The sequence below is a fragment of the Spirosoma arboris genome (assembly GCF_009754945.1).
GTDB lineage: Bacteria > Bacteroidota > Bacteroidia > Cytophagales > Spirosomataceae > Spirosoma > Spirosoma arboris.
On the sequence record NZ_WPIN01000015.1, the window covers coordinates 35,145 to 55,459 of the forward strand.

Consider the following 20,315-nt stretch of genomic DNA (forward strand, 5'->3'; position numbering starts at 1 on the left):
GTGTATGTGTTTAAAATGTTTATCAAATAGCCAAACGGTGTAGAAAATCTTCATTGGTCAGAAGGGTAGTTCATTATCAATGCGAAGAAGTTTATAGAGTTTTGCTACTGCTGGCATATCGGCGAGCACATCGGATTCGGTAGACTGCGTGCCACCTGTGGCGAGCTTCATTAACTCCAGTAACTCCATACGAAGTTCGACTACCTCATCTTTATTCATGTCGATTGAAAACCGACTGGCTTCTAGTTTCATAGCTCTTTTTGTTTTCGTCTTGCCCACATACATATGTACCAGGCTCCCTGATGCCATTGCACCTGACCTGTTCCGACCTCAAACCGCTCCCCTTCAAACTCGACAACATCATCACAACGCAACACGTGATCGATCATTAACCAGCGCTGAAACTCCCCTTTACCATCTTCGGTCCATGGTTTTTTGTAAAACACAATTGTTCGAGAGTAACAGCACCAGATATTGACCCGCTTCGGCCGGGGTACCTTGTCGGTCAATTTCTCCCAGATAATAATGAACCAAGGCGATTTCTGAACACGAACGACCTGGAGGGTTTCGGCCTGTTGATTACGAGGGAATTCGGCATAGAGTTGTAAGGCTCCTGCCTGCCCGCCAGGTTGCTGCTCTTCCGGGAACCCCCAAATGCCTTTCTTTTTCATGGTCGTAGTGCGGTGTAGCGCCAGCCTTGAAAGCCGGCCATTTCAGGTAAACCAAATACAGGGTGCCAGTTGGCCAGCACGAGTACAAAGCCTTCTTGTTGCCGCTCCTGATGCCACTCCCAGTTTTTGGCCTCGTCCACATCGATAATATCAAAATAGCCACGAATTTGGTCGTTGTAAACCATGTAGCAGAGCGAGCCGATTGGGTCGTTTTTGGGTTTACGGGGCATGCGAAGCGTCCAGAACCATTTTTCACCGTCACACCGTTTAACCACTCGTTCGGCGAGTTCCCACGTTTTAAAGCGGCTTTTGGGGATAGTGGCGATTATGTTTTTCATACTTCTGGAGCTACAGCCTGATTAATAATCTCTACCATGGACAATGCCAGGGCATAGTCCGTTTTTAGATCGTATATTAATTCAGGAAAATACACGTCACTTGACAGTGTTTGCAACTTAATATTATCGTGATTGCCCTTGTAATACGCATAGGCAGGCATCAGACAGTGCTCGTAGTCATCACGGAAATACGAATTGGCTTTCGATACCTGTAAGCCCAGACGCTCACAGTCAGCTTCGAAACGTTGTAGATCGGCGTTGGTGCCATTGATCTTGAAGGCAGGTAGATTCCCTATACCGGTGTATGTTTTCATGGTGTACCGTATAAACTACTGTGGTCGTAATCATTATCGTCCCAATCATCACACATGTTTGACCGGATCTGCTCCTGGCAGTTTTCGCAGTAACCCGGATAACGACCGAAATCATACGCCTGCTGACCAGCCGAGAACCGGCCGCATCCGAAACAATAGCCCTCTTCGACGCAGCAATCATAGCAGTGCTCCCCAGAGGGATAATCCGCATCCTCTTCCTGAACAGCTTCGATAACGCAGGGAACCGTTTCGGTTAGTTTGCCACACTTGACGCAGGTTTTGGGTTCGTGGGGGATGGGCTCATTAAAATCTATTTCTTCTTCCATCAGAAATTTAGTTTAGCACGTTTTCTGAAATTTTTGAACCGCTAGCTTACTATAAGTACTTTGCCAGCACCTTATCTAAGTCACACGGGTTATGCCTTTAATAATTCTCAGTTAGTAGTGAATGGTTTTCATAACCAGGCCACGTCATTTTGATGTGGCTTGCTTTTATTCCTTCACTTTCCGAAGCAGTCGGCCAATCACATTCGCCTCACGGCCATTTTCGAACTGAACCAGCATGTTGCCGTTCCTGCCCCTGATGCAGAGGCCGTTTTCCTGCAACACGGCCGTGCATAACTGACCTTTCAGGGCCGGGTCAGTCAGGCGATCGCCGAGGTAGGTGTATCGTTTCATCCGCAAAACGTCGTTATCGGAAACCCATCTTCATGTTCCGGCCCCTCCTCCAAAAAATCGCTAAAATCCATATCCATACTCCAGGCAAGGCTCATCACGCAGTATTCGGGATCAATTCCATTCTGACCACCTGGCAACACATAGGTAATGTCCAATAGCAGTGTGTCCTCGGTATAGCCGCCTTCGGGGCTCCATTCACGCAGATACAATTCCTCACCAGCCTGAAAATTTCGATCATTCCGGCGAACCTCAAAGCATTTATGCCCCGCTTTGAGGTCCTGAAAAAATTCAGGCAGACACTTTAATTCATGCCGGATTTTAGGGATTGGTTCGGGCATGGCTTCGGTTTCGTCGGGCTGGCCAATCTCCCGAAGTACCAGCCCACCCGCTTTACAATGTTGTCTTAACCCCATTTGTTGGTAGCGTTCCGGGTGGGCTGGCTTATACCACTCGTGAGTAGGTGTTAAACGCTGATCGACTCGATAAAAGCCTGATTGAGCCATCTGTGCGCAAGTCTCACAACGTTTCATAAAGGGCGTTACACCTTCATCTAAATCTATGGTGACCATCACGTGGCCGGATGGGCAGGCATAGGTATTGATTTGGCCTTTAGGCATGATTGCTCGCGTTTAACGTGTGGTATACCTCCGCTTTCTCATCGGAGAGCCGTGCCTGGGAGGCCTGCCAGATCTCGTTCTGGTTCGTTCTTCTCAGACTAACCCAGCGGTTATCCGCATGCCAGTAAAAAAGCCAGGGTTCACCTCCCCACATGCGGATCCAGTAGGGTTTTTTCTCGGCATCCAGAAAGACAAACCCTTTTTCATCTAAGAATCGGTTATCGGTCTTCTGCGGATCTAAATGCCCTTCAGGTACCGGCATTTTGCCATAGAGTTCGTGCAACGAACGAATTAAGGAGGTGATACTATCCCGATCGGAAAAGGCCAGCACAATGGTTGGTTTGATTGGCATTTGATCGGTAACTATTCCCTCAGCATAGGCGGGATCCTTTAGCTCAGCCCAATCCTGTTTTGGCTTCGGCTCATTCTGAATAAGCCAGATCTGGTTTTCGAAGTCTTTGTCAACATCCCGGCAACTGAGTATTAGAATATCGCCGGTACCGAAATCAACCTGCTGAACAATCTGGTTTTCACCCCGTAGGTGATTGAGTGTAATAGGCATATAATTACTGTTTATAATTGAATAATAAGAGCGATTGCATTGGTCAAAAACATGGCACTGATCGTGTAAGCGCCGAGCCGTCCAGGGGTGCCTTCTTTCTCCACCGTGCGACCCATATAGATCAGGAAAACTGCTACCAGAATGTTAATGATGATCAAAATGATAAGTGTGATTTTCATATAGTTCATTAGTTTGAATTTGTGAGATCAGTAATGCTGATGTAGGCTTTTTCGGCGACGATCAATTCGTACAGTTGAGCGGCTTTTTTAAAGCCCCTTTCCTGTCCCTTTGCATTGTATTCGATGAAGACACCCCGTTTGATCGAGACCTCTTTGACAATCGGTTTGCCGTTTTGCATGACGACAAAAGTGATTTTGATAATGTCGTCGGGACTGACGCCCGGAGCATAGTCTGACATGGGATTACTTGGTTGAAAGCGTTTTAGAAAAGAGTTAATTGACCCATGTGCACCGGTTTCTTTGCAGTTTTCTTTGCATTTCCCTTTGCAGGTTTTACTACTGGAGAGAGGCCGGTTCTTCGGTTAATTCCATCACGTTTTCAATAATGGTTTCCATTTGACCCACTTCCGAAGCGGGTCGATCAGCGGCCCGAAGGCGCCAATTCCAGCCACCCAGAATATGGGCTGGCGTGTACCAGGCATCCCGAATTTCCATTGTGAGCGTGTTACCGGCATACACAACAGCCGGAATATGAAGCAGTGAAAATTGCAGGTACGCCATGTGGACGCAGCGGCTGTCGAGGTCGATCGCTGAGACGTGCAGGCATTGCTGAAAATTGATTTTCCGATCGTACATCGTCTTGGCCAGACCGATCACCATGGCCCCTGATCCGCAAGCCGGTTCCTGACAGGTAATGAATCCATTCTGTTCGATGATCTGATTGACATCTTCGCCATAGGTCAGCTGTGCCATCATTTCGCAAAGATGATAGGGGGTAAAAAACTGACCAGCGTGCTCGTTGTGCAGCTCGAGTTCATGAAATAATTCCCCCATCACGTCTCGGGGCCCGACCTCCAGTGCCTCGCTGAGCATCCCCAGCAGTTGAGGAAATACGTTGACTTCTTCTTGGGTGTATTTCCTGACGATAGTCATATACCGTTCTTCGCGGGCATCAAAATTTCGTTTGTCGACAGCGTTGGAGAATGAGCAAGCCGCCATTTCGCAGAAGTCAGCAAACACGTTATAGGTACCGTGCCGGTAAGCCAGGTTTCGGATGGCCTTGGCCATGGGGGATAAGGACTGTGCCATTAGTTTCGGTCTTTGGGATCAATCCACTTTACACCCAGCCACGAAAAGAACTCCTGTTCTGACTTCCAGTGGGGTGGTAGTTCGGCCTTGGGGTTGATGATCTTCCAACCCGACTTTGTTTCCTCACAATCCGATATCCGACGAAGCCCCTGATCAGTCCCGCACCAGCCCTTTTTCTTCCAGCCCGTGGCAATCACTTTCTGCGAGTAGTCAGCCGATCCGGTTCGAATGGCGAACTGACGATAGAAGTCATGTTCACTGGGCATGAACAGATCAAGTTTGAGTCCCGATGGCAATTCGATCATCATATAGCGGCCGCTGGCTTTGCCCTTCAGGACTTTACCAATGCCGATACCCTCACCTCCTTCGACTTCACGCCGAAAGGCGGGGATCACTTCGAATTGGTCGGCATTATCAAACAGCCCGGTACCGACCGGAAACAGCTTAGGCTGACAGACGATTTCGATATCTTTTACCTCTGATTTCTGCCGACGGATGGAACCGGCGACAAAAATTTTATCACAGTAATCTTCCAGCTGAAGGACCAGGCCACGGGCCAGACGCTGCGCTTTTTCCAGATCCATTTTCGGGGTTTCGATACTGGGTTTTGATTCTTTAGGTTTGGCTGGCTGCGGCCTGGGCTCGGGTAGTTCGATCAACGGAAGAATCGTCATCGGCTTTTTACCCAGAATTTTGGCGATCCCATCGGTCCACTCAGCCCGCTTGCGATCACTCCAGCCGGGAAGCTCCCCATCATCGGTGAGCGTGCAGTAAAAAAGTTGAAGCTGGCCAATCGAATAGAAATTGCGCAGGTGAGTGATCAGACTGGCATCGGCCGTGTAGACAGGTTTAGCCATTATTTATAGGGTCTTACATCACCATCGATCTTATCAAACTCTTCTTCTGTAATTGTTGATGGTCCCCTTTTGTCGTCAGACTTTTCATCAAACGGAATGGGAATCTGCTCTTCCTGATGTTTTGATTTCTGCTTTTCAGCCCGTTGATTCTGGGGCTCCATCCAGCCTACCCGCGCCTGGTAATCCTGCATCAGGGCCTCGTTCTCAAAATCGAATACACCCAGAATTTTCGTCGAGTCGACATCCTTGATGGTGAAAGGGATCTTCGACAGTTTGAGCTTTTTTTCGAGTCTGGAGTGGGCCTCAACAACGGAGGTGGCCGTGATCAGGATCTGTTCCTTGAAGTCGGAAAACTCGACCTTGCATAGATACCACTCTTCCGGTTCGGTCTCTCGTTCAGGATCAAATACATGATGCAGCACGCATTCGGCTACCTTGAACTCGTTGATACCTTTTACTTTAAAGTCTTTCAGGCGTTCGGCTAATTCGGTTTGCATCTGATGCTCAACATCAGCAAACGTTTCGGCTCGTTGCAGATAGAGTTCGCTGATGTACTTGTACTTATTGTTTTCGATGTCGAGTTGACGAAAACGGATTCGTGTTTTGTACCAGGCAGGCATAGCTAGACTTAGTTAAGAGTGGAGTACATTTCCGACTGCTCGTTCGGCATCGGTAGCATAGCGGAACCGGTTATGACGAACGTGGCTGGCTCGACCAGCCAATACAGGCGTTAGTAGAGCCGGGTGTACGCCGAGCACCTGAGCCGCATCGCGCTGACTGGGGTGGTAGGCATTGGTCGTCAGGTTGACAACCGGACTCGGATTCAGCCGGGGCCTGACGAATAAGCTTCGATTCGGCTTTGAGACGGGAAGGGATTGCCCAGTTGCCAACAGGAGCTGACTGGCCCGTACCCGGTAACGATCAATAAAATCGGGGTTGACCAGGTAGGAGCGGTGTACGCGCAAATAGTCTGGCAAGCGACCCTGTAGTTTCCGCAAATGCAGCGTAATCGTAACCTGACTACCATTCGCCAGATGCATGATCGAATAGGGGCCACTGGCCACAAAGAACATGATTTGCAGGAGTGAAAAGGGCTTTGAGTAGCCCGGAAACAGTATGGTTGTAGAGGTCATTTTTTGGCGGATTTATGGAGTGAAGGCTTAAGTTTTTTGCCGAGTCGGACCTTATCTTCGGTCATGATATTCTTGAAGGCGACCGCACCCCGCCGGAACTTGCCGCGATTGGTTTTGGCGTGACCGTTCGGATCGGCAGGGAGATAGAATTCGTGGGTTGGCTGTAAGCCCTGATCGCAGAAATAGAAGTGGGACCGGGCTTCTGTATGGCAATACGGACAGTCGATGGATAGCTGGTGAAAATCATCCTCAACGCCAGCCCGGTTAATGGTCACCGTCTGGTGGCCGTTCTTGCAGCTGTAGAGGTTTATTTTCGGGTTCTCGATGCCCAGTTTTTCACACCGGTATATTTCGGCCATATCAACCTCATCGTCCCGATTGACGGGGGCCAGCCAAGCCTGCATATCGAAGTCTACCAGGTCCGAATCAGTCTCGTTTGGGGTTTCGCTTTCCATAGGGTTAATTAATTTTTCTAAGTTTTTCGAAGTAGAACAGACCGTCGAAGGGCACGATGTGCACGATGGAAAACTGATGAGCCACCTTGACGATGTAGTTCTTTGCCAGCCGGGCGTGTAGGTTTTTGATCGTTCGTCGGAAGCCATCGACCGTCATATCGCGCTTGTAATGATTACAGCTGGCGCAGGATGGCATCAGGTTGCTGTCGTGGTGCGTCCGGTTGACTTTCTTGCCATCGATCAGGTAGGTGCTCAGCGACGGTGCCGACTGGGGGTTCATGTGGTCGATCTGCATATCCTTGAAGGCGATATCCCGACCGCAGTAGCCGCAGCGCCCATTCATGGCCTGATACAGGGTAAGGCGACGTTTTTGACTAATAGCCATCGAGGTAATCGGTGATTGCTTTTTGGAATTCTTCAAACGTTCGGGGTATGGCCACCTCATAGCCGACGGCGCGCAGGTAGGCGTGAATCGTAAGCTGCTCATCGGAGGGCTTGCTGTGCTTCTGCATCGTTTTCATTTCGATGTACAGGCCCGGTTTACCCTTATGCGGATAGGCCAGAACCAGATCGGGAATGCCAGCCACCATGCCTTCTTCCTGAAGCTTGGCCGCCAGCCCAAACGAGCGCAGGGCCGTGTTGGGAACCGCAAACAGGAGTAGATTTGGATACTGAATTCGGAACCATTCGACGCAGCGGGCTTGCAGACCATGCTCACTTTTATCGACGTGTTCGGCCCGGTACTGCTCGGCACTCATCGTATCGGCGTGTTTCTTGGGAGCCACCAGGCGAGTTTTAATTTTAGCCGAGCCACCCGAATTCTCTTTGATGTAGCGCTGGTACTCATCGGAGGTCATACTCATTCGCGTCGGTCGGGGGTTTTTGGATCGAACTTGATCAGGTTAAACATTTCGCGCATCCGGCTCCGAATCCGCTTGCCATACAAATCCTCTATTTGCTGGGTCGTTAGATTGGTCGTTAGGTGAGTTATGCCGGCGTCTTCTGAGCCGATTTCATAGCGACGTTCCAGAATATCGAGCATTAGGTTTCGCTTCTTATTGAACAGCACGGCGGGTATAGTCTCGTTACCCAAATCATCGAAAGCCCGTCCACCCTGACCAGCGCGGAAGCGGCCGCCATAGACGTCAGACTTGAGCGTAAATCGATCATAGATTGATTTACCATGCTGACTGGTTTCAGCCCCTTCGTAAGAATCGACAGCCAGTTTGCAGGGGCTGACCGTAAAGCTTTGGCGCGGATTGTCGCAGAACAGAAACAGGAGAGCCGTTTTGCCAATGCCGGTTGGCCCAACCATCATAATGCCTTTTTCCAGCGAAAAGCGGCCTTCCCTGAACTGGTCATAGTACTGTCCCGCTTTTTCAAAATCGGGGTGATTGGTGAAGTACATGCAGAGCAGATCGAACACGGCCTGACTGTACTCATCCAGAATAAATCCTTTGGGCCCCACGTAGCGAGGATTCAGGTTCTGGGCATCTTTGCGTTTCGATTCTGCCAGAATCCAGCTACCCAAATCAGACGGTGACCAGTTCGCTCCTGGATTCAGGATGCGTTGCCAGTAGGCGTCATTTTTTTGTCGAATCGCTTTGGCCTGACGACCTGCCTGCAGAACGGCGGCCTGCTCCTCTGGAGTCAGGTCCACTTCCTCCACTTTTTTAGAGGTCGCCGTAGTCGTCGATACTTTGAGGTTCGGCTGCTCGCTGACGATCGAGGAAATCGGCCGTGGTTCGGTTATTGGTCTTTCTTGAGGTTCCATTGCGTTGTCGCTCTAAGTCTTTGAGATAATTGATATGCCAGTTGGCCAGGCGGGTTTGCAGGGGCCAGTTGCGATCGAGTCGCCATTTTTCCACGCCATCCGGAGGCTGGGTCCTGGTCCAGTACTTGAGAAAGTCAGCGTACATGACCAGAGGGTATTTGTCAGGATAGTCGGTGTAGTATTCCAGGCACTGCTGCCGCAGTTCACCGTCGCCGGCAGTGGGAAATTCGGAGGAGGGGGTAGGGGGAGGAGGTGTTTGCCCGGACGGATTTTCGTCTAAAGGATTTGAGTTTTCTTCGGGCGCGGATTCGGCCGGAATAAAACTTTCATCTTTTATTTCATCTTTACTTTCCCCTTTACTTTCATTCCTTATATATAGCTCTTTAAAATCTTTAAAGAGGCTCTTTAAGATTCTTAAATAGCCTCTTTCAGAATCTTGAATAGCCTCTTTAAAAAACTTAAATAGGCTCTTTAAGATTTTTAAAGAGGGGGGGCTAAGATGGGATACCCCCTCTTTAAGATTCTTAAATAGGGTATTTAAGATTTTTAAAGAGGGGTACATGATGCGTTTGTTACCTTCGGATTTTCCATCCTCAATTACAATCCAACCCTTACTGAACAAGGTGTTCAGGTTCGTGCTAACGGAGGTTTCACTGAGCTTGATTTGATTCGAGATATAGGGATTTTTGGCACTACATTCACCCGACCGGGAAAGCATGACCACCTGCGCTGCCAATACTTTCTCGGTGAGATTTAAGCCACTTATAGCCAAAATCTCCGCCGGTAGCCAGATGCCCGTAAATTCATTCATACGATTTCAGTAAAACAGTACTTTGAGTTGTGGCCAGATTGGGCCAACGGCAATAGCCAGTATGCCGAGCGCAAACACGGCGAAGACGGGCCATAGAACGGGTTGGAAACGCTTAGTTAACATGACCAAAGAGTTGGGAATGAATGGCCAGAATCCAGCTCATGGCATACAGGATCAGGCTGGTAAAGCCGATGATTAGCGCCCATTCCAGCCGCGAAAACGTAGGTCGATTCATGGCTAGTTATCCGTCAAGAAAGGGTCATCCAGTCTGCTAAGTGGCAATTCGAAATAGTAGCCGTGATCTAGCCGGTTCGTATCTTCCACTAGTGCCTGCACGGCCCTCAGCAGGTTCGCGTATTTACCCGTATGCAGATTCTCGACAGTGAGGTAATCATACGGATCATCCGATTCTGGGCGGAATGTATTCTGGGCGATCTGATGGGGGAAGTAACCGCAGGCCATTAGCAAGGCCCGCGATAGATAGAAAAGCAACTGAATTCGCTCAATAGGCGAGTAGTGTTGCTGATGGAGCAGGTCATCGTAAAAACGATTCGCTAGTTGCGAGGTAACGTCGATAAGTCTGAACGAGTCGGCTTTTCGATAAAACTCTTCACGAACAATCCGAAAGCCGGTTAGCCAGGTGACAAAATGCGGCTTTATTGCTTCGGGATTCCCTAGTAATTCTTCATCGAGTAATTCGGCACTGAGCCAGTGCGCTGTCTCACGGACAACGGGATGAATTGGAGCGTCCATGTTAGTACGAATGATTGATTAAGCGGTAAGCCAGAAAGCCAATTACCCAGATGATGACCATAATGATCAGTTCCTTCCAGGTGGGACCATGTCGTCGTGCCCACTTCCAGCGGGCAGTTAGCCAGGCGCGAAACCCGGCATCCGTTCGGAAAAACTGAATCGTTCGCGGACCGAAGAGGAGCACAATAACTAGGGACCCCAGGATCAACCCGACCAGAAGTGCCCGACACGTGTTGCAGGTGTTCATGAAAGTTCAGGCAAAGCGGTTTTGTGGAATGTCCCGGATTTCTTTGGCAATCGCCTGGGCAATCTGATCGAGCGTCATTTCGGGGTGTACCGGCACGTAAATCCTTTCCTTATAGGACTCGGTTTCGGCAACCGCTGTGCCCTCGTCATTTTCCCAGTTGCCCGTATAGACCTCCGTAACGATGTTATACTCCAGACACCGCACCGAGCCATGAGCGTAGTTATCATCGTTGAATTCGAAGCTGGTACAATGACCACCGCCGTACTTGCCGATGAGGTGATCCAGCTCGAAGGTGTCATCGCTGGTGTCGATGTCGGCAAGCGTTAATTCAGCCTGATTAATCATGAGTGCACTTTTCATATCTTTGACCTTATCTTTTAGATGATGATGTAAAGTAAGGATTTGTAAGGTAAAAAAACAACAAAAAGAACAAAAAAATAATTTGTCTTTTGTTGTATTACAGCCCGGCTTTACATCTAGGAAACCGGATCTGGCGTTTGCTGGTCCGGTTTTTTCTTGTTCGATAAGGTATCAGCAATGTAAACAGGCGCTCATCAGGCGATAATTAATCTCGACATCGTCAACTTTTTTTCCCAGTAGATAAGACCTTACGGATGAAATATTGCACAGGGGCTTACTGCCCTCCCGGCGGTTGATGAGTTTTTTAGCCTCAATTAACCGGGTGACTGTGCGCTGGGAACAGCGAATGGCTTTTGCTACCTGCGGCACGGTTAACCACTGTAAATCGGTCACGACAGTTCGCAGGTATTCATTTTCACGCTCCAGTATTTCCAGTCGCTTTACTACTGCTGCAAACTCTTCGTTTGTAGGTACTTGCATCATACGTGCACATCAGCTAATATTTTACGGCTTCGATCAACGCTCAACTTATCGGCAACGTCAACACTTTCCTGATGAGCCTTGAGGCTCTCATCTACCAGCGATTCCAGGCGTTCACCACCCCGATCCCGACGGCAATAATTGTGGATACTCTCGTGAGACAGGAAGCCATAGGTCGCCAGCTTTCGGGCTCCTATTTTTTTTATAATAGCCACCTTCTTCGCGAATTCCTCCTCATCCTTCTGAGTACCAGTCAGGGGCTCCTTGTTTCGTCCCATAGTTTTGTTATTTTCGTTGTTATTAGACCTTACAGACGACGAATCAGCCGTTTGTAATAATTTGTAACAAACCTAATTATAGTAAGGCTTATTTACAACAAAAAACACAAAAATATAAGCCTGACTCATGAAAACGCCCGATCCCTATACTAAACTCATGGCTAGAATTCCGCGACCCGACGATCAGGATGGTATTCGCAAACGAATAAAGGATCTAATCTTTGAACGGTTTAATGACCGACAGGGAGAGCTAGCCCAAAAGGCAGAGCTTCAGCCGGCGGCTATTTCCAATATTCTTAGCGGTAAAGCGCAAGCATCAGTTAAGCAATTGCGGGCCATTGAAACGGCCAGCCGTGCTCGGTTCGAATGGCTGGCCACAGGCGAGGAGCCAATGTTACATCCTATGGACTGGCGGCCATTACAGATTGAGCCAACGAAAGAGGGTGACCATCTACGCAACTTCATTGAACGGCATAAAGCCGTATTTTCCCAGAAGCAGCTAGCCGACGAACTGGATATCGCCAAAGGGTCGATTACTGATTACTTTACCTCAGCCAGCCTTAAGGCGCAGACCCGCCTTGCAATCATGAAGGCGCTTCGCAAATTATTGGATGATCAAGACCTGACCGAAGATGAAGTCTTTGGATCTGGTGAATCGGAAACGGAATGGACGCAACCCATTCGCCACATTGGTAATTTTTCGGCTGAACCAATTATCCATTTACCGTTCGTGCCTGTTGGCGCACGAGCGGGTATACCCACACCAAAATTCTGGGAACAGCCCATGGAAACAGTACGCATTATGCGGGCAATACTGGCCGATTACGAGCCAGACCCGCGACGTCCCCAAAAGGACTGGTGGCTTATCGAGGTCGACGGCGATAGCATGGAACCTCAAATACGATCGCGGGCCAGAGCACTCGGTTACTACGTGGGTAACCGAATTTCGAAGACTGTTTGGGAGGTTGATCTTGAAAAACTCTACCGACTCAAACCGGGTGTCTGGGCCATCCAGTACGATGATGATTTTGTCATTAAACGGGTTATGGAAAACACCCTTTTTCGCGATAAGCAGGTAGTGCTGCATTCCGATTCACCACCACCGGGACCGTTTACGATCAACATCGATTCGATTCGGCATGTCTGGTTTATCGAATCAACCGTCAATAATCCTGTTCGTTAAGCATGGGACGTGTTACGCTGGCTGTTCGATTAAAGCCCGAAGCAAATCGGGAGGGGGAGCACGTCGTCAGAATTAGAATTACGAAAGATCGGCTAGTCGTAAACTGGTCGCTTAATATTGCTGTGCCCGAAAAACATTTTAATCTGGCCGGCAACAGTCAACAGGAGAACTGGATTCGGCGAGCGAATCACAGTCATGGTAATTTCAATAAACGCATTCTGGTCGCCTACGAGCAAGCCCGGGAAGCCGTTGCATTTTTTGAAAAGCGGGCCAGTGCCTATACCGCGAACGATGTTCGGGATTATCTTGAGCGGGGTGGCCTCCCTGATACCGTGTTATCCTATTTTTCACTTCACCTTCAGCAGCGTGTTGTGGCCGCAGGGGATGATCTGAGTAAGATTCAGACCACTGGGGGCTATAAGGATACATTGAAAGTCTTGCGGTGGTACCTTCGGGAAACCAATCAACTTCCTGACAGTATTCCCGATGAGGTTGTCGATAAGCGTTTTTGGTTGCTGAGCAATTTTGCTAAAAAAGATATACTTGATTTAAAGGATTGGCTCAGTAATAACTACGGCGAAAACACAGTTAGCACCCATCTTTCCAAACTGCGTCATGTGCTCTTCCTGGCCGCGGACGCAGGCCTGATATCCTACGAAAAATTCCCCATGCGGGGCGTCAGTATCAGCTTCAAGCGAAAAAAAGTGGATCGGCTTCGGGAAGATGATATTGAACAACTGGCAACCGCCAGGGCCGATAAAAAAAACCGGGGAGGAGGAGCGCATTTTGTTACGAATCCCGTCCACGCCCGCTCGCTCGCCATGATGATGTACCTAGCCCATGGAGCCCGGTTGAGTGACGCTGTTAGCTGGCGAATGAAAGATTACGTGATCGAGGGGCAGGAGCATCGATTGCGGTACCAAACCGGCAAAAATAAGCGAACGCTCAGCGTTCTGCTGGATCAGGAGGCTATTGATCTGCTGGCTCCATACCGCATCAAATCGGACGGTTCATTGAAGCAGTCTCAGGATTTTTTGTTCCCTTATCTGCCAGCGAATTGGGATAAACTATCGGCTGAGGATAAACACATCGAACTGCGAAAAGCCAAAGGGCGGGCTCGTCACCAGATAACACAACTTGGTTTGCGTATAGGCCTGGATAAGCACCTAACACCACACGTCATGAGACACTCCTTTGCGGATATGATGCGCAAAGCTGGCGTACCTTTAGAGACTCGCCAGGAGGCACTGGGCCACTCGGACATTAAAACGACGCGCAATTATGAGGATCAATTTGATCAGGAAGCAGTCGATAAAGTCAGCATGTTATACCAGAATCGACGCAATAAGAAGGAGGAAAACACTGGGAAAACAGAACTGTAAATATTGTCCCAGGAAATTTGGACACTTTGTACTAATAAAGGGTCTATATAGTTAAGTTGTCAAAAAGTAGTACCTAAAGTTTGACATTCTATACCTTTCGGCTATGAAAACAGTTCTTCTTTTCTTATTGCTTTGCCCTTTCGTTTTACGGGCGCAGCTGTTCAAAATTTCTCCAGAAGATACCCACCGTAAACACTCGTACATAATCATGCGCGATGGCTCTGTAGTGCGGGGCCAGGTTCTTCGCCAGGATACGACAGTCATTTCGATTCGGAAAGGAAACGGAGATATGACCTTTGTTGAGGCTGATCAGATTCTACGGATTTCATCGAAACGCCCTGACGATGTGATACGGACAGAGAGTTATGGGGAAACACCTACACTATATACCGTTTTTGTTTTCAAGGACGGAACTCAGGTGCAGGGAGAGTATGTACGGCGTGACAATACTATGATTACTGTCCGAAAACGAAATGGCCAACTAACGTACTTTGAACCCGAATTACTCGCCAGAGTAGACACAATTAGGGGCGGGGTAACCTCAGCCGATGGAATTGCTGCCGATGATCGCGTATTTTCAAATCGATTTTCTCCCTGGTTGTTGACTGGACAAACAGCCTTTGCTCCCGAAAAGGGACTATTCTATTATCGCAATACGTTAGCGCTGCTGAATGAATTTAATTATGGCATTACGCGAAACTGGAGCGTAGGAGCTAGTTTAGTTACACCAATTCCGTATTTAGCTCTAACTGACTTTTACGCATTTGATGGGTTTTTGCCCAATAATTCATACCTGTATACAAAGCTGAGCGTACCCTTGGGCAATCGGTTCAGGCTGGCTTTACAGGTGGCCTATCAGGATAAGTTGATCTTAAACAATGCCAGTCGGGGCGCTCTGACTTATCAGGCATTGACCGCTATTGGTACCAGCCAGCGAAACGTCACGCTGGGGTTTGGCCTGACTGATCGGGGAAAACAACGTTATTACCAATATATGTCGTCATCATCAACACCAATATCAGTTGATATACCTATTCCTAATCAGTTATTTCTGACAATGGGCATCATGCAAAAGGTATCACCACTATTAACGCTCATCAGTGATAATCGGATTAATCTGGGGCCGCGTCGATCTTTCTATTATGACAATCTGGAGCGGGCTTCGATGTCGTTTGCGTTCCGGTTTGATCGTCGCCGTCATGCGTTCGACCTAGGCGTATATAGCCTGGTGTATAGAAATAATGGTCTATGGGATGGGCGTCAGGTACGAATTTTAGGATACCTGGGCTACAACCTGGTCATTGGTAAACCGTAAGATTCACTAGATGCCATGGCACGGTTTCTGATTAGGGAATAGTAAACGGTTCAACGGCTTTAGACACTCACTTAGATTACCATTCGTGTGATAATCGAAGTCGATACATCAATTTCCGCTAATTTCGCCGTTATTGTGAGACAACCTATTCCTACATGCCTGAGACCCCTACCGATTTACCCCCATTCGTTCGTTCGTGGCCGCAACTATATGCTATCGTTATTGGTAGTTTAGTTGCTGAAATTGGCCTGTTTTACGTGTTAATGCGCTGGTTATCATGAGTATCCTTGATTGGAGCGTATTAACTATAACCTTACTCGGCATTATCGTATACGGCATTGTACGGAGTCGGGGAAGCCGCAGTATGGACGATTACCTGCTGGCGGGTCATTCGTTGCCCTGGTATCATGTAGGGCTGTCAGTAATGGCGACCCAGGCTAGTGCCATTACGTTTTTATCGGCACCCGGACAAGGCTTTGCCGATGGGATGCGGTTCGTTCAGTTTTATTTTGGATTGCCATTGGCGATGGTCGTTTTAGCCGTGACCTTCGTGCCGATTTTTCATAAGCTGAAAATTTTTACAGCTTACGAATTCCTGGAAGATCGCTTTGATATCCGCGTTAGAACGCTGACAGCCAGTCTGTTTTTGCTCCAACGGGGCCTTTCAACGGGCCTCTCGATTTATGCGCCGGCTATTATTCTTTCCACCATTCTTGGGTGGAATATCTACTGGACCAATCTGCTCATGGGCGGTATGGTACTCCTTTATACGGTTACAGGAGGCACAAAAGCCATATCGTATACTCATCTTCAGCAAATGGCGATTGTCACCTTTGCAATGGGGTTGGCTGGTTATCTCACGGTTAAATTATTACCTGAAGGGGTTGGCTTTGTCGACGCTCTGCACGTAGCTGGTAAGGCCGGTCGAATGAACCTGATTGATTTAAAATTCGACCCGAACAGCCGCTATAACCTTTGGTCAGGATTGATTGGCGGATTCTTTCTGCAATTGTCATACTTCGGTACCGATCAGTCGCAGGTAGGGCGATATTTAACGGGGGAAACAATTGGTCAGAGCCGATTGGGATTGTTGATGAATGGTCTCTTGAAAGTGCCGATGCAGTTTCTGATTCTGCTGGTAGGTGTGCTGGTTTTTGTATTTTATCAGTTTAATCCATCGCCCACGTTTTTCAACAAACAGGAAACGGAACTGCTGAAAAAGAGCTCCTATGCGAGTGCTTATCAACTCGCAGAAATCAAGCATCAGAACCTGGCAACTCAACGCCAACGGGCCGTACTGGACATGCAAGTTGCCTTAAAGGCTGACGATGAAGCCGGACAAGATGCCGCAGCAAGTATTCTTCGCGAAACCGATGACGCCATGAAAGCGGTAAAAGCAGACGTAGCTGATCTCATCAAGAAAAACAATCCGGCTGCCGACACCAATGATGTCAATTACGTTTTTCTGCGCTTTGTGCTGGATTATCTGCCTCACGGTCTAATTGGGTTACTCATCGCCGTTATCTTCAGTGCATCGATGGGGTCGATTGCCTCGGCTTACAACTCACTGGCTTCCACGACCGTCGTTGATGTATATAAACGATTGGTTAAGAAGGAGGGGAGCGATAGACATTATTTGCAGGCATCGCGTTGGGCCACCATCGGCTGGGGTATTTTCTGTATCATAGTAGCGCAATTTGCAAATCAGTTAGGCAGTATGATCGAGGCTGTCAATATTCTGGGCTCGCTGTTTTATGGGGTTATTCTGGGGGTATTTGTCGTGGCTTTCTACGTCAAATCCGTCGGAGGGCGTGCTACATTCCTGGCGGCCATCCTTGGTGAAGTACTCGTAATTGTGAGTTGGTATCTTGATCTGACGGCTTTCCTCTGGCTGAATGCCATCGGTTGTCTGCTGGTAGTAGGTATTGCCTGGGTGTTGCAGAAAACGGTGTATCGCTAAAATCAGCAGGTCCACCGAAGCAGTTCTTGTCGTGTCAGAAATAAGTTGAGTATTCGGTCGATTGAATACCGAATACACCGGCACTCCGTTAGGGAAAAAACAACTACTCTTTCCTGATGAAACGCTTCTTCTATCTCTGTTTAATTGGAATATTCTCGTGCGTAATAACACAGACCGTTTTCGCTCAGAAACCAGTTTTGGCCAATACTAAAACGACATTTAGTAAAGGGAGTTGGCAGATTGGCCTGAAAGACGGCTACGGGTCTAGTCCCATTTTGGGTAACAGGAATACAGCTCAACTAACGGCAGGCTACTATGTAGCCAATCGATTATTGATTGGTCTAGCTGGTTCTTATACAAGGGAGTTATCCGAGTATGTTATTAATAGGAATCTAGTCTCGCTAGGCCCACTGGTACGTTATCAGTTTATTTCAGGTCGAATATCACCTTATGCAGAGCTATCTTATCAACTTGGTCGACGAGGCACCAACACAGAGCAATTGGTGTCATTTACACCTGGTTTAAGTATTGGCTTACTGGCAGGTTTACGCCTGGATCTTAGTTATAACTTTCAGTATAGTCATTTGGATCTCGGCTACAATCTGTTTGGAGAAGCATCCAGACAGCCTCAGATAGGTATTAGTTATTTAATCAAATCGAGACAATAACGTGGGAGAAGAAGGTAAAGCTAAGATCTCTTTTCAAAAACAGCCAACCGCAACAAGTGATACTGGTATCACTTGTTGCGGTTGGCTGTTTTTTGCAGATATGTAAGACGTACGCTTAGAAATGCTTACGCCTTCTTCTTGCCTTTCCCTGCTTTCATCGCAGGCATAGCAGCGGGTAGTTTGGCTGTATAATCTGCAATACTTTTCTCGATACCATCCTTGAAAAATGGGAAGGCTCCATCGTTCGAAGACTGACCCATCGTGAGCGCTTTCTGAGCTAGTGGCAGCGCATCAGAGTACTTACCCATTTTCGCCAGAATCTGCGACTTCACATACAGATTGCGGTAGTTTTCGCCCTTGGCAATCGACTTGTCGATCCAGCCTAATGACTGATCCAGGTTACGCCCTTTTGAGAGGTTGTAGCTGGCGGCTGCCTGTAAAACGGCGGCATCGTCGGGTTTTTCGGCTACAGCTTTGTCTACGTTAGCGGCCGCATTAGCATTTACATCTACTTTCAGATCGGCGCTTGCTTTTACATTGGCCCACATGAAATTCATTTTTGCCGTACTGTCTGTCAGGTCACTGAAGCTAATGGTAAAGGTTTCTACCTTTTCACTGTTTTCAGAAGGTGTAAGATTCACACGTAGTGCATCTTCTGCCTGTTTGTATTCAGCTTCGCTAACGGTCTTGTTTTTGCTGAAAATCAGTATAGCGTTACCATCTTCCGGGATCGATAAAATCGCATACGTTCCGGCAGGGAGTGTTTTTCCGTTGACCATTAGGTCAGTTGTCGTGGTAAAGTTGGTGGCTGAATTGGCACCCGTCCGCCAAACTTTTCCGAGGGGAACATATGAATCGGTGAAGGGTTGACGCCCTTTCAGGCTTGGGCGCGAGTACGTTACGGTTAGGTCGGTTGTGCCAATGGTCTGCATAACCGAGGCACCTGGGCTAGGCGAAGGCAATTTAATTTGGGCGGTGGTTAGCTGAGCCGCTAAACAAATGGTAGCTGCTGTGAGCGAAAGTTTGTGCATGATTCTCTATAGACTATTGAAAAAACAGCACCAAATTGCGGCTTTTTAGTCAGAAACCCAATTCATGCATCGCCAACCTTTGCTTCAACTGCTTTATCAGCACAGCCCCGCCGACCCAAATGAACAAACTATGAGTCAGGCAACTATTGCGTTTGTGGAGCAATATCCTGACTGTTTTGAACGGTCGTTGCTCATTGGCCATGTGACTGGGTCAGCCTGGATTGTTAGCCCCGACCGTACGCAAACGCTCCTGATTCATCATCGTAAACTCGATCGTTGGCTTCAGCCGGGTGGTCATGCCGATGGTGATCCAGATGTGGCAGCCGTTGCCCTTCGTGAAGCGCAGGAAGAAACAGGACTGACCTCGTTAAGATTGCTTAAGCCAGCTGTTTTCGATGTTGATGTGCATCAAATTCCAGCCCGGAACGAAGTTCCCGAACATCTGCATTATGATATCCGATTTTTACTGGAAGCAGACCTGAATGAACCTTTTGGGTTATCTGATGAAATTAAGAATATTCAATGGTTTTCACTAGAAAAAGCGAAAACTATAACTGATTCGGAGTCAATTTTGCGGTTAATTCGAAAAAATATATCTTAACTAAAAGTGTAGTAGGCATTTTTGTTGTTTTATAGTCAGGCAGAGTACTAACTTTGTCGTACAACAAAACCATAGAAATGTCATGAAATCAATACCCTTTTTGCTCATCGGCATTGGTCTTTTGGCCGTGTCGGAGCAAGCCTTTTCCCAAGATGATGGTCAGCGTAAACCGCTGAATAACCCTATGTACTCGACCAGTAATTACAAACATCCAGGCATGGCTACTGCAGCTCGCCGATGGGAGAGTAAAACGGGTGTGGCGGTTAAAACAACTACACCCGCCGACGCTCAACTGGCCAATTACAAACACCAGGTACCCGTGGCCCAACCGATTGGTGGAATAACCGTAGGACATACACCATCGACTAATCTGGCCGATCGAAACTATAAAATTCAGCGGATCAGTGAACCCCAGCCAACCTATGGTGCAAACGAGTACTACGTGTCAAAACGACGGAAAAACGACAGTACAACCATTGGTCAATAATTGCCCGTTTGGGCATAAATGCAGCGAGCTACCAGTCCGAAGGGTAGTCTCGCTGCTTTTGTTATAAAGGAGGCTAAAGTAGATGACCGGAAT

The 20,315-nt window shown here is 48.1% G+C and carries 34 protein-coding genes; 8 read left to right on the top strand and 26 right to left on the bottom strand.

Features of this window, described 5'->3' with window-relative positions; translation table 11 throughout:
* Positions 1–57: 57 nt before the first annotated feature.
* From GO755_RS29715 to GO755_RS29830, 25 genes are all read right to left on the bottom strand, one after another.
* Positions 58–252, bottom strand: a complete 195-nt coding sequence (locus GO755_RS29715; RefSeq protein WP_157589073.1) for a hypothetical protein — start codon at positions 250–252, stop codon at positions 58–60.
* On the bottom strand, positions 249–671 hold the full coding sequence (locus GO755_RS29720; protein WP_157589074.1) for a hypothetical protein: 423 nt from the start codon (positions 669–671) through the stop codon (positions 249–251). The genes GO755_RS29715 and GO755_RS29720 overlap by 4 nt, the downstream gene beginning before the upstream one ends.
* Positions 668–1,009 (bottom strand): DUF1489 family protein, encoded by a 342-nt coding sequence (locus GO755_RS29725; protein WP_157589075.1) that lies wholly within the window; start codon positions 1,007–1,009, stop codon positions 668–670. Before GO755_RS29725 ends, GO755_RS29720 begins: the two co-directional genes overlap by 4 nt.
* Entirely contained in the window at positions 1,006–1,323 is a 318-nt protein-coding gene (locus GO755_RS29730) for a hypothetical protein (protein ID WP_157589076.1), read from the bottom strand. The genes GO755_RS29725 and GO755_RS29730 overlap by 4 nt, the downstream gene beginning before the upstream one ends.
* Positions 1,320–1,649 carry a hypothetical protein gene (locus GO755_RS29735; protein WP_157589077.1) on the bottom strand — a complete coding sequence of 110 codons (330 nt, stop codon included), beginning with the start codon at positions 1,647–1,649 and terminating at the stop codon, positions 1,320–1,322. The genes GO755_RS29730 and GO755_RS29735 overlap by 4 nt, the downstream gene beginning before the upstream one ends.
* Positions 1,650–1,814: 165 nt before the next feature.
* Complete coding sequence (locus GO755_RS29740; RefSeq protein ID WP_157589078.1) at positions 1,815–2,000, bottom strand: hypothetical protein; 186 nt, start codon at positions 1,998–2,000, stop codon at positions 1,815–1,817.
* The gene (locus GO755_RS41055) at positions 1,997–2,617 is read right to left on the bottom strand and encodes a DUF3850 domain-containing protein (protein ID WP_198174981.1); all 621 of its coding nucleotides are present in this window, start codon (positions 2,615–2,617) and stop codon (positions 1,997–1,999) included. The genes GO755_RS29740 and GO755_RS41055 overlap by 4 nt, the downstream gene beginning before the upstream one ends.
* Positions 2,610–3,179: a hypothetical protein gene (locus GO755_RS29750; protein ID WP_157589079.1), complete on the bottom strand. Its 570-nt coding sequence runs from the start codon at positions 3,177–3,179 to the stop codon at positions 2,610–2,612. The genes GO755_RS41055 and GO755_RS29750 overlap by 8 nt, the downstream gene beginning before the upstream one ends.
* Before the next feature lie 11 nt (positions 3,180–3,190).
* A complete protein-coding gene (locus tag GO755_RS29755; RefSeq protein ID WP_157589080.1) occupies positions 3,191–3,358 on the bottom strand; it encodes a hypothetical protein in 168 nt (55 codons plus the stop codon).
* An 8-nt stretch (positions 3,359–3,366) separates the two neighbouring features.
* On the bottom strand, positions 3,367–3,597 hold the full coding sequence (locus GO755_RS29760; RefSeq protein ID WP_157589081.1) for a hypothetical protein: 231 nt from the start codon (positions 3,595–3,597) through the stop codon (positions 3,367–3,369).
* 97 nt (positions 3,598–3,694) lie between these two features.
* Entirely contained in the window at positions 3,695–4,447 is a 753-nt protein-coding gene (locus GO755_RS29765) for an N-6 DNA methylase (protein ID WP_157589082.1), read from the bottom strand.
* The gene (locus tag GO755_RS29770) at positions 4,447–5,304 is read right to left on the bottom strand and encodes a hypothetical protein (protein ID WP_157589083.1); all 858 of its coding nucleotides are present in this window, start codon (positions 5,302–5,304) and stop codon (positions 4,447–4,449) included. Before GO755_RS29770 ends, GO755_RS29765 begins: the two co-directional genes overlap by 1 nt.
* Positions 5,304–5,924 carry a DUF4494 family protein gene (locus GO755_RS29775; RefSeq protein WP_157589084.1) on the bottom strand — a complete coding sequence of 207 codons (621 nt, stop codon included), beginning with the start codon at positions 5,922–5,924 and terminating at the stop codon, positions 5,304–5,306. The genes GO755_RS29770 and GO755_RS29775 overlap by 1 nt, the downstream gene beginning before the upstream one ends.
* A 12-nt stretch (positions 5,925–5,936) precedes the next feature.
* Positions 5,937–6,437, bottom strand: coding sequence for a LytTR family DNA-binding domain-containing protein (locus tag GO755_RS29780; RefSeq protein ID WP_157589085.1), 501 nt, complete (start codon positions 6,435–6,437; stop codon positions 5,937–5,939).
* Entirely contained in the window at positions 6,434–6,892 is a 459-nt protein-coding gene (locus GO755_RS29785) for a hypothetical protein (RefSeq protein ID WP_157589086.1), read from the bottom strand. The genes GO755_RS29780 and GO755_RS29785 overlap by 4 nt, the downstream gene beginning before the upstream one ends.
* Positions 6,893–6,896: 4 nt before the next feature.
* Positions 6,897–7,277, bottom strand: a complete 381-nt coding sequence (locus GO755_RS29790; protein ID WP_198174982.1) for an HNH endonuclease — start codon at positions 7,275–7,277, stop codon at positions 6,897–6,899.
* Complete coding sequence (locus GO755_RS29795; RefSeq protein WP_157589088.1) at positions 7,267–7,755, bottom strand: VRR-NUC domain-containing protein; 489 nt, start codon at positions 7,753–7,755, stop codon at positions 7,267–7,269. Before GO755_RS29795 ends, GO755_RS29790 begins: the two co-directional genes overlap by 11 nt.
* The gene (locus GO755_RS29800; protein WP_198174983.1) at positions 7,752–8,666 is read right to left on the bottom strand and encodes a hypothetical protein; all 915 of its coding nucleotides are present in this window, start codon (positions 8,664–8,666) and stop codon (positions 7,752–7,754) included. The genes GO755_RS29795 and GO755_RS29800 overlap by 4 nt, the downstream gene beginning before the upstream one ends.
* On the bottom strand, positions 8,566–9,477 hold the full coding sequence (locus GO755_RS29805) for a hypothetical protein (RefSeq protein WP_157589090.1): 912 nt from the start codon (positions 9,475–9,477) through the stop codon (positions 8,566–8,568). The genes GO755_RS29800 and GO755_RS29805 overlap by 101 nt, the downstream gene beginning before the upstream one ends.
* Before the next feature lie 112 nt (positions 9,478–9,589).
* Positions 9,590–9,712 carry a hypothetical protein gene (locus GO755_RS41905; protein WP_262887032.1) on the bottom strand — a complete coding sequence of 41 codons (123 nt, stop codon included), beginning with the start codon at positions 9,710–9,712 and terminating at the stop codon, positions 9,590–9,592.
* 2 nt (positions 9,713–9,714) lie between these two features.
* Positions 9,715–10,230, bottom strand: coding sequence for a hypothetical protein (locus GO755_RS29810; protein ID WP_157589091.1), 516 nt, complete (start codon positions 10,228–10,230; stop codon positions 9,715–9,717).
* Position 10,231: 1 nt separating this feature from the next.
* Positions 10,232–10,477 (bottom strand): hypothetical protein, encoded by a 246-nt coding sequence (locus GO755_RS29815; protein WP_157589092.1) that lies wholly within the window; start codon positions 10,475–10,477, stop codon positions 10,232–10,234.
* Positions 10,478–10,483: 6 nt separating this feature from the next.
* A complete protein-coding gene (locus tag GO755_RS29820; protein ID WP_157589093.1) occupies positions 10,484–10,837 on the bottom strand; it encodes a hypothetical protein in 354 nt (117 codons plus the stop codon).
* A 171-nt stretch (positions 10,838–11,008) separates the two neighbouring features.
* Complete coding sequence (locus GO755_RS29825; RefSeq protein WP_157589094.1) at positions 11,009–11,320, bottom strand: helix-turn-helix domain-containing protein; 312 nt, start codon at positions 11,318–11,320, stop codon at positions 11,009–11,011.
* Positions 11,317–11,595, bottom strand: coding sequence for a hypothetical protein (locus GO755_RS29830; protein WP_157589095.1), 279 nt, complete (start codon positions 11,593–11,595; stop codon positions 11,317–11,319). The genes GO755_RS29825 and GO755_RS29830 overlap by 4 nt, the downstream gene beginning before the upstream one ends.
* Positions 11,596–11,722: 127 nt before the next feature.
* Here GO755_RS29830 and GO755_RS29835 point away from each other — a divergent pair, with 127 nt between their 5' ends.
* The 6 genes from GO755_RS29835 to GO755_RS29855 all read left to right on the top strand — a co-directional run bounded on the left by GO755_RS29835 (position 11,723) and on the right by GO755_RS29855 (position 18,103).
* Positions 11,723–12,778 (top strand): LexA family transcriptional regulator, encoded by a 1,056-nt coding sequence (locus GO755_RS29835; protein WP_157589096.1) that lies wholly within the window; start codon positions 11,723–11,725, stop codon positions 12,776–12,778.
* 2 nt (positions 12,779–12,780) lie between these two features.
* Positions 12,781–14,160 (top strand): tyrosine-type recombinase/integrase, encoded by a 1,380-nt coding sequence (locus GO755_RS29840; protein WP_157589097.1) that lies wholly within the window; start codon positions 12,781–12,783, stop codon positions 14,158–14,160.
* 103 nt (positions 14,161–14,263) lie between these two features.
* Complete coding sequence (locus GO755_RS29845; protein ID WP_157589098.1) at positions 14,264–15,475, top strand: hypothetical protein; 1,212 nt, start codon at positions 14,264–14,266, stop codon at positions 15,473–15,475.
* A gap of 155 nt (positions 15,476–15,630) precedes the next feature.
* Positions 15,631–15,756: a hypothetical protein gene (locus tag GO755_RS41910; RefSeq protein WP_262887033.1), complete on the top strand. Its 126-nt coding sequence runs from the start codon at positions 15,631–15,633 to the stop codon at positions 15,754–15,756.
* Entirely contained in the window at positions 15,753–17,435 is a 1,683-nt protein-coding gene (locus GO755_RS29850) for a sodium:solute symporter (protein ID WP_157589099.1), read from the top strand. Before GO755_RS41910 ends, GO755_RS29850 begins: the two co-directional genes overlap by 4 nt.
* Before the next feature lie 116 nt (positions 17,436–17,551).
* A complete protein-coding gene (locus tag GO755_RS29855; RefSeq protein WP_157589100.1) occupies positions 17,552–18,103 on the top strand; it encodes a hypothetical protein in 552 nt (183 codons plus the stop codon).
* A gap of 125 nt (positions 18,104–18,228) precedes the next feature.
* On the opposite strand, the gene GO755_RS29860 is transcribed toward GO755_RS29855, so the two are convergent.
* A complete protein-coding gene (locus tag GO755_RS29860) occupies positions 18,229–19,134 on the bottom strand; it encodes a DUF2911 domain-containing protein (RefSeq protein WP_157589101.1) in 906 nt (301 codons plus the stop codon).
* Between the two features lie 64 nt (positions 19,135–19,198).
* Here GO755_RS29860 and GO755_RS29865 point away from each other — a divergent pair, with 64 nt between their 5' ends.
* Complete coding sequence (locus GO755_RS29865) at positions 19,199–19,735, top strand: NUDIX hydrolase (RefSeq protein ID WP_157589102.1); 537 nt, start codon at positions 19,199–19,201, stop codon at positions 19,733–19,735.
* A gap of 82 nt (positions 19,736–19,817) precedes the next feature.
* Positions 19,818–20,222: a hypothetical protein gene (locus tag GO755_RS29870; protein ID WP_157589103.1), complete on the top strand. Its 405-nt coding sequence runs from the start codon at positions 19,818–19,820 to the stop codon at positions 20,220–20,222.
* Positions 20,223–20,315: the final 93 nt, after the last annotated feature.

Coding starts and splice junctions, on each gene's coding strand:
- GO755_RS29715 (WP_157589073.1), bottom strand. CDS start 252: ATGAAACTAGAAGCCAGTCGGTTTTCAATCGACATGAATAAAGATGAG.
- GO755_RS29720 (WP_157589074.1), bottom strand. CDS start 671: ATGAAAAAGAAAGGCATTTGGGGGTTCCCGGAAGAGCAGCAACCTGGC.
- GO755_RS29725 (WP_157589075.1), bottom strand. CDS start 1,009: ATGAAAAACATAATCGCCACTATCCCCAAAAGCCGCTTTAAAACGTGG.
- GO755_RS29730 (WP_157589076.1), bottom strand. CDS start 1,323: ATGAAAACATACACCGGTATAGGGAATCTACCTGCCTTCAAGATCAAT.
- GO755_RS29735 (WP_157589077.1), bottom strand. CDS start 1,649: ATGGAAGAAGAAATAGATTTTAATGAGCCCATCCCCCACGAACCCAAA.
- GO755_RS29740 (WP_157589078.1), bottom strand. CDS start 2,000: ATGAAACGATACACCTACCTCGGCGATCGCCTGACTGACCCGGCCCTG.
- GO755_RS41055 (WP_198174981.1), bottom strand. CDS start 2,617: ATGCCTAAAGGCCAAATCAATACCTATGCCTGCCCATCCGGCCACGTG.
- GO755_RS29750 (WP_157589079.1), bottom strand. CDS start 3,179: ATGCCTATTACACTCAATCACCTACGGGGTGAAAACCAGATTGTTCAG.
- GO755_RS29755 (WP_157589080.1), bottom strand. CDS start 3,358: ATGAAAATCACACTTATCATTTTGATCATCATTAACATTCTGGTAGCA.
- GO755_RS29760 (WP_157589081.1), bottom strand. CDS start 3,597: ATGTCAGACTATGCTCCGGGCGTCAGTCCCGACGACATTATCAAAATC.
- GO755_RS29765 (WP_157589082.1), bottom strand. CDS start 4,447: ATGGCACAGTCCTTATCCCCCATGGCCAAGGCCATCCGAAACCTGGCT.
- GO755_RS29770 (WP_157589083.1), bottom strand. CDS start 5,304: ATGGCTAAACCTGTCTACACGGCCGATGCCAGTCTGATCACTCACCTG.
- GO755_RS29775 (WP_157589084.1), bottom strand. CDS start 5,924: ATGCCTGCCTGGTACAAAACACGAATCCGTTTTCGTCAACTCGACATC.
- GO755_RS29780 (WP_157589085.1), bottom strand. CDS start 6,437: ATGACCTCTACAACCATACTGTTTCCGGGCTACTCAAAGCCCTTTTCA.
- GO755_RS29785 (WP_157589086.1), bottom strand. CDS start 6,892: ATGGAAAGCGAAACCCCAAACGAGACTGATTCGGACCTGGTAGACTTC.
- GO755_RS29790 (WP_198174982.1), bottom strand. CDS start 7,277: ATGGCTATTAGTCAAAAACGTCGCCTTACCCTGTATCAGGCCATGAAT.
- GO755_RS29795 (WP_157589088.1), bottom strand. CDS start 7,755: ATGAGTATGACCTCCGATGAGTACCAGCGCTACATCAAAGAGAATTCG.
- GO755_RS29800 (WP_198174983.1), bottom strand. CDS start 8,666: ATGGAACCTCAAGAAAGACCAATAACCGAACCACGGCCGATTTCCTCG.
- GO755_RS29805 (WP_157589090.1), bottom strand. CDS start 9,477: ATGAATGAATTTACGGGCATCTGGCTACCGGCGGAGATTTTGGCTATA.
- GO755_RS41905 (WP_262887032.1), bottom strand. CDS start 9,712: ATGAATCGACCTACGTTTTCGCGGCTGGAATGGGCGCTAATCATCGGC.
- GO755_RS29810 (WP_157589091.1), bottom strand. CDS start 10,230: ATGGACGCTCCAATTCATCCCGTTGTCCGTGAGACAGCGCACTGGCTC.
- GO755_RS29815 (WP_157589092.1), bottom strand. CDS start 10,477: ATGAACACCTGCAACACGTGTCGGGCACTTCTGGTCGGGTTGATCCTG.
- GO755_RS29820 (WP_157589093.1), bottom strand. CDS start 10,837: ATGAAAAGTGCACTCATGATTAATCAGGCTGAATTAACGCTTGCCGAC.
- GO755_RS29825 (WP_157589094.1), bottom strand. CDS start 11,320: ATGATGCAAGTACCTACAAACGAAGAGTTTGCAGCAGTAGTAAAGCGA.
- GO755_RS29830 (WP_157589095.1), bottom strand. CDS start 11,595: ATGGGACGAAACAAGGAGCCCCTGACTGGTACTCAGAAGGATGAGGAG.
- GO755_RS29835 (WP_157589096.1), top strand. CDS start 11,723: ATGAAAACGCCCGATCCCTATACTAAACTCATGGCTAGAATTCCGCGA.
- GO755_RS29840 (WP_157589097.1), top strand. CDS start 12,781: ATGGGACGTGTTACGCTGGCTGTTCGATTAAAGCCCGAAGCAAATCGG.
- GO755_RS29845 (WP_157589098.1), top strand. CDS start 14,264: ATGAAAACAGTTCTTCTTTTCTTATTGCTTTGCCCTTTCGTTTTACGG.
- GO755_RS41910 (WP_262887033.1), top strand. CDS start 15,631: ATGCCTGAGACCCCTACCGATTTACCCCCATTCGTTCGTTCGTGGCCG.
- GO755_RS29850 (WP_157589099.1), top strand. CDS start 15,753: ATGAGTATCCTTGATTGGAGCGTATTAACTATAACCTTACTCGGCATT.
- GO755_RS29855 (WP_157589100.1), top strand. CDS start 17,552: ATGAAACGCTTCTTCTATCTCTGTTTAATTGGAATATTCTCGTGCGTA.
- GO755_RS29860 (WP_157589101.1), bottom strand. CDS start 19,134: ATGCACAAACTTTCGCTCACAGCAGCTACCATTTGTTTAGCGGCTCAG.
- GO755_RS29865 (WP_157589102.1), top strand. CDS start 19,199: ATGCATCGCCAACCTTTGCTTCAACTGCTTTATCAGCACAGCCCCGCC.
- GO755_RS29870 (WP_157589103.1), top strand. CDS start 19,818: ATGAAATCAATACCCTTTTTGCTCATCGGCATTGGTCTTTTGGCCGTG.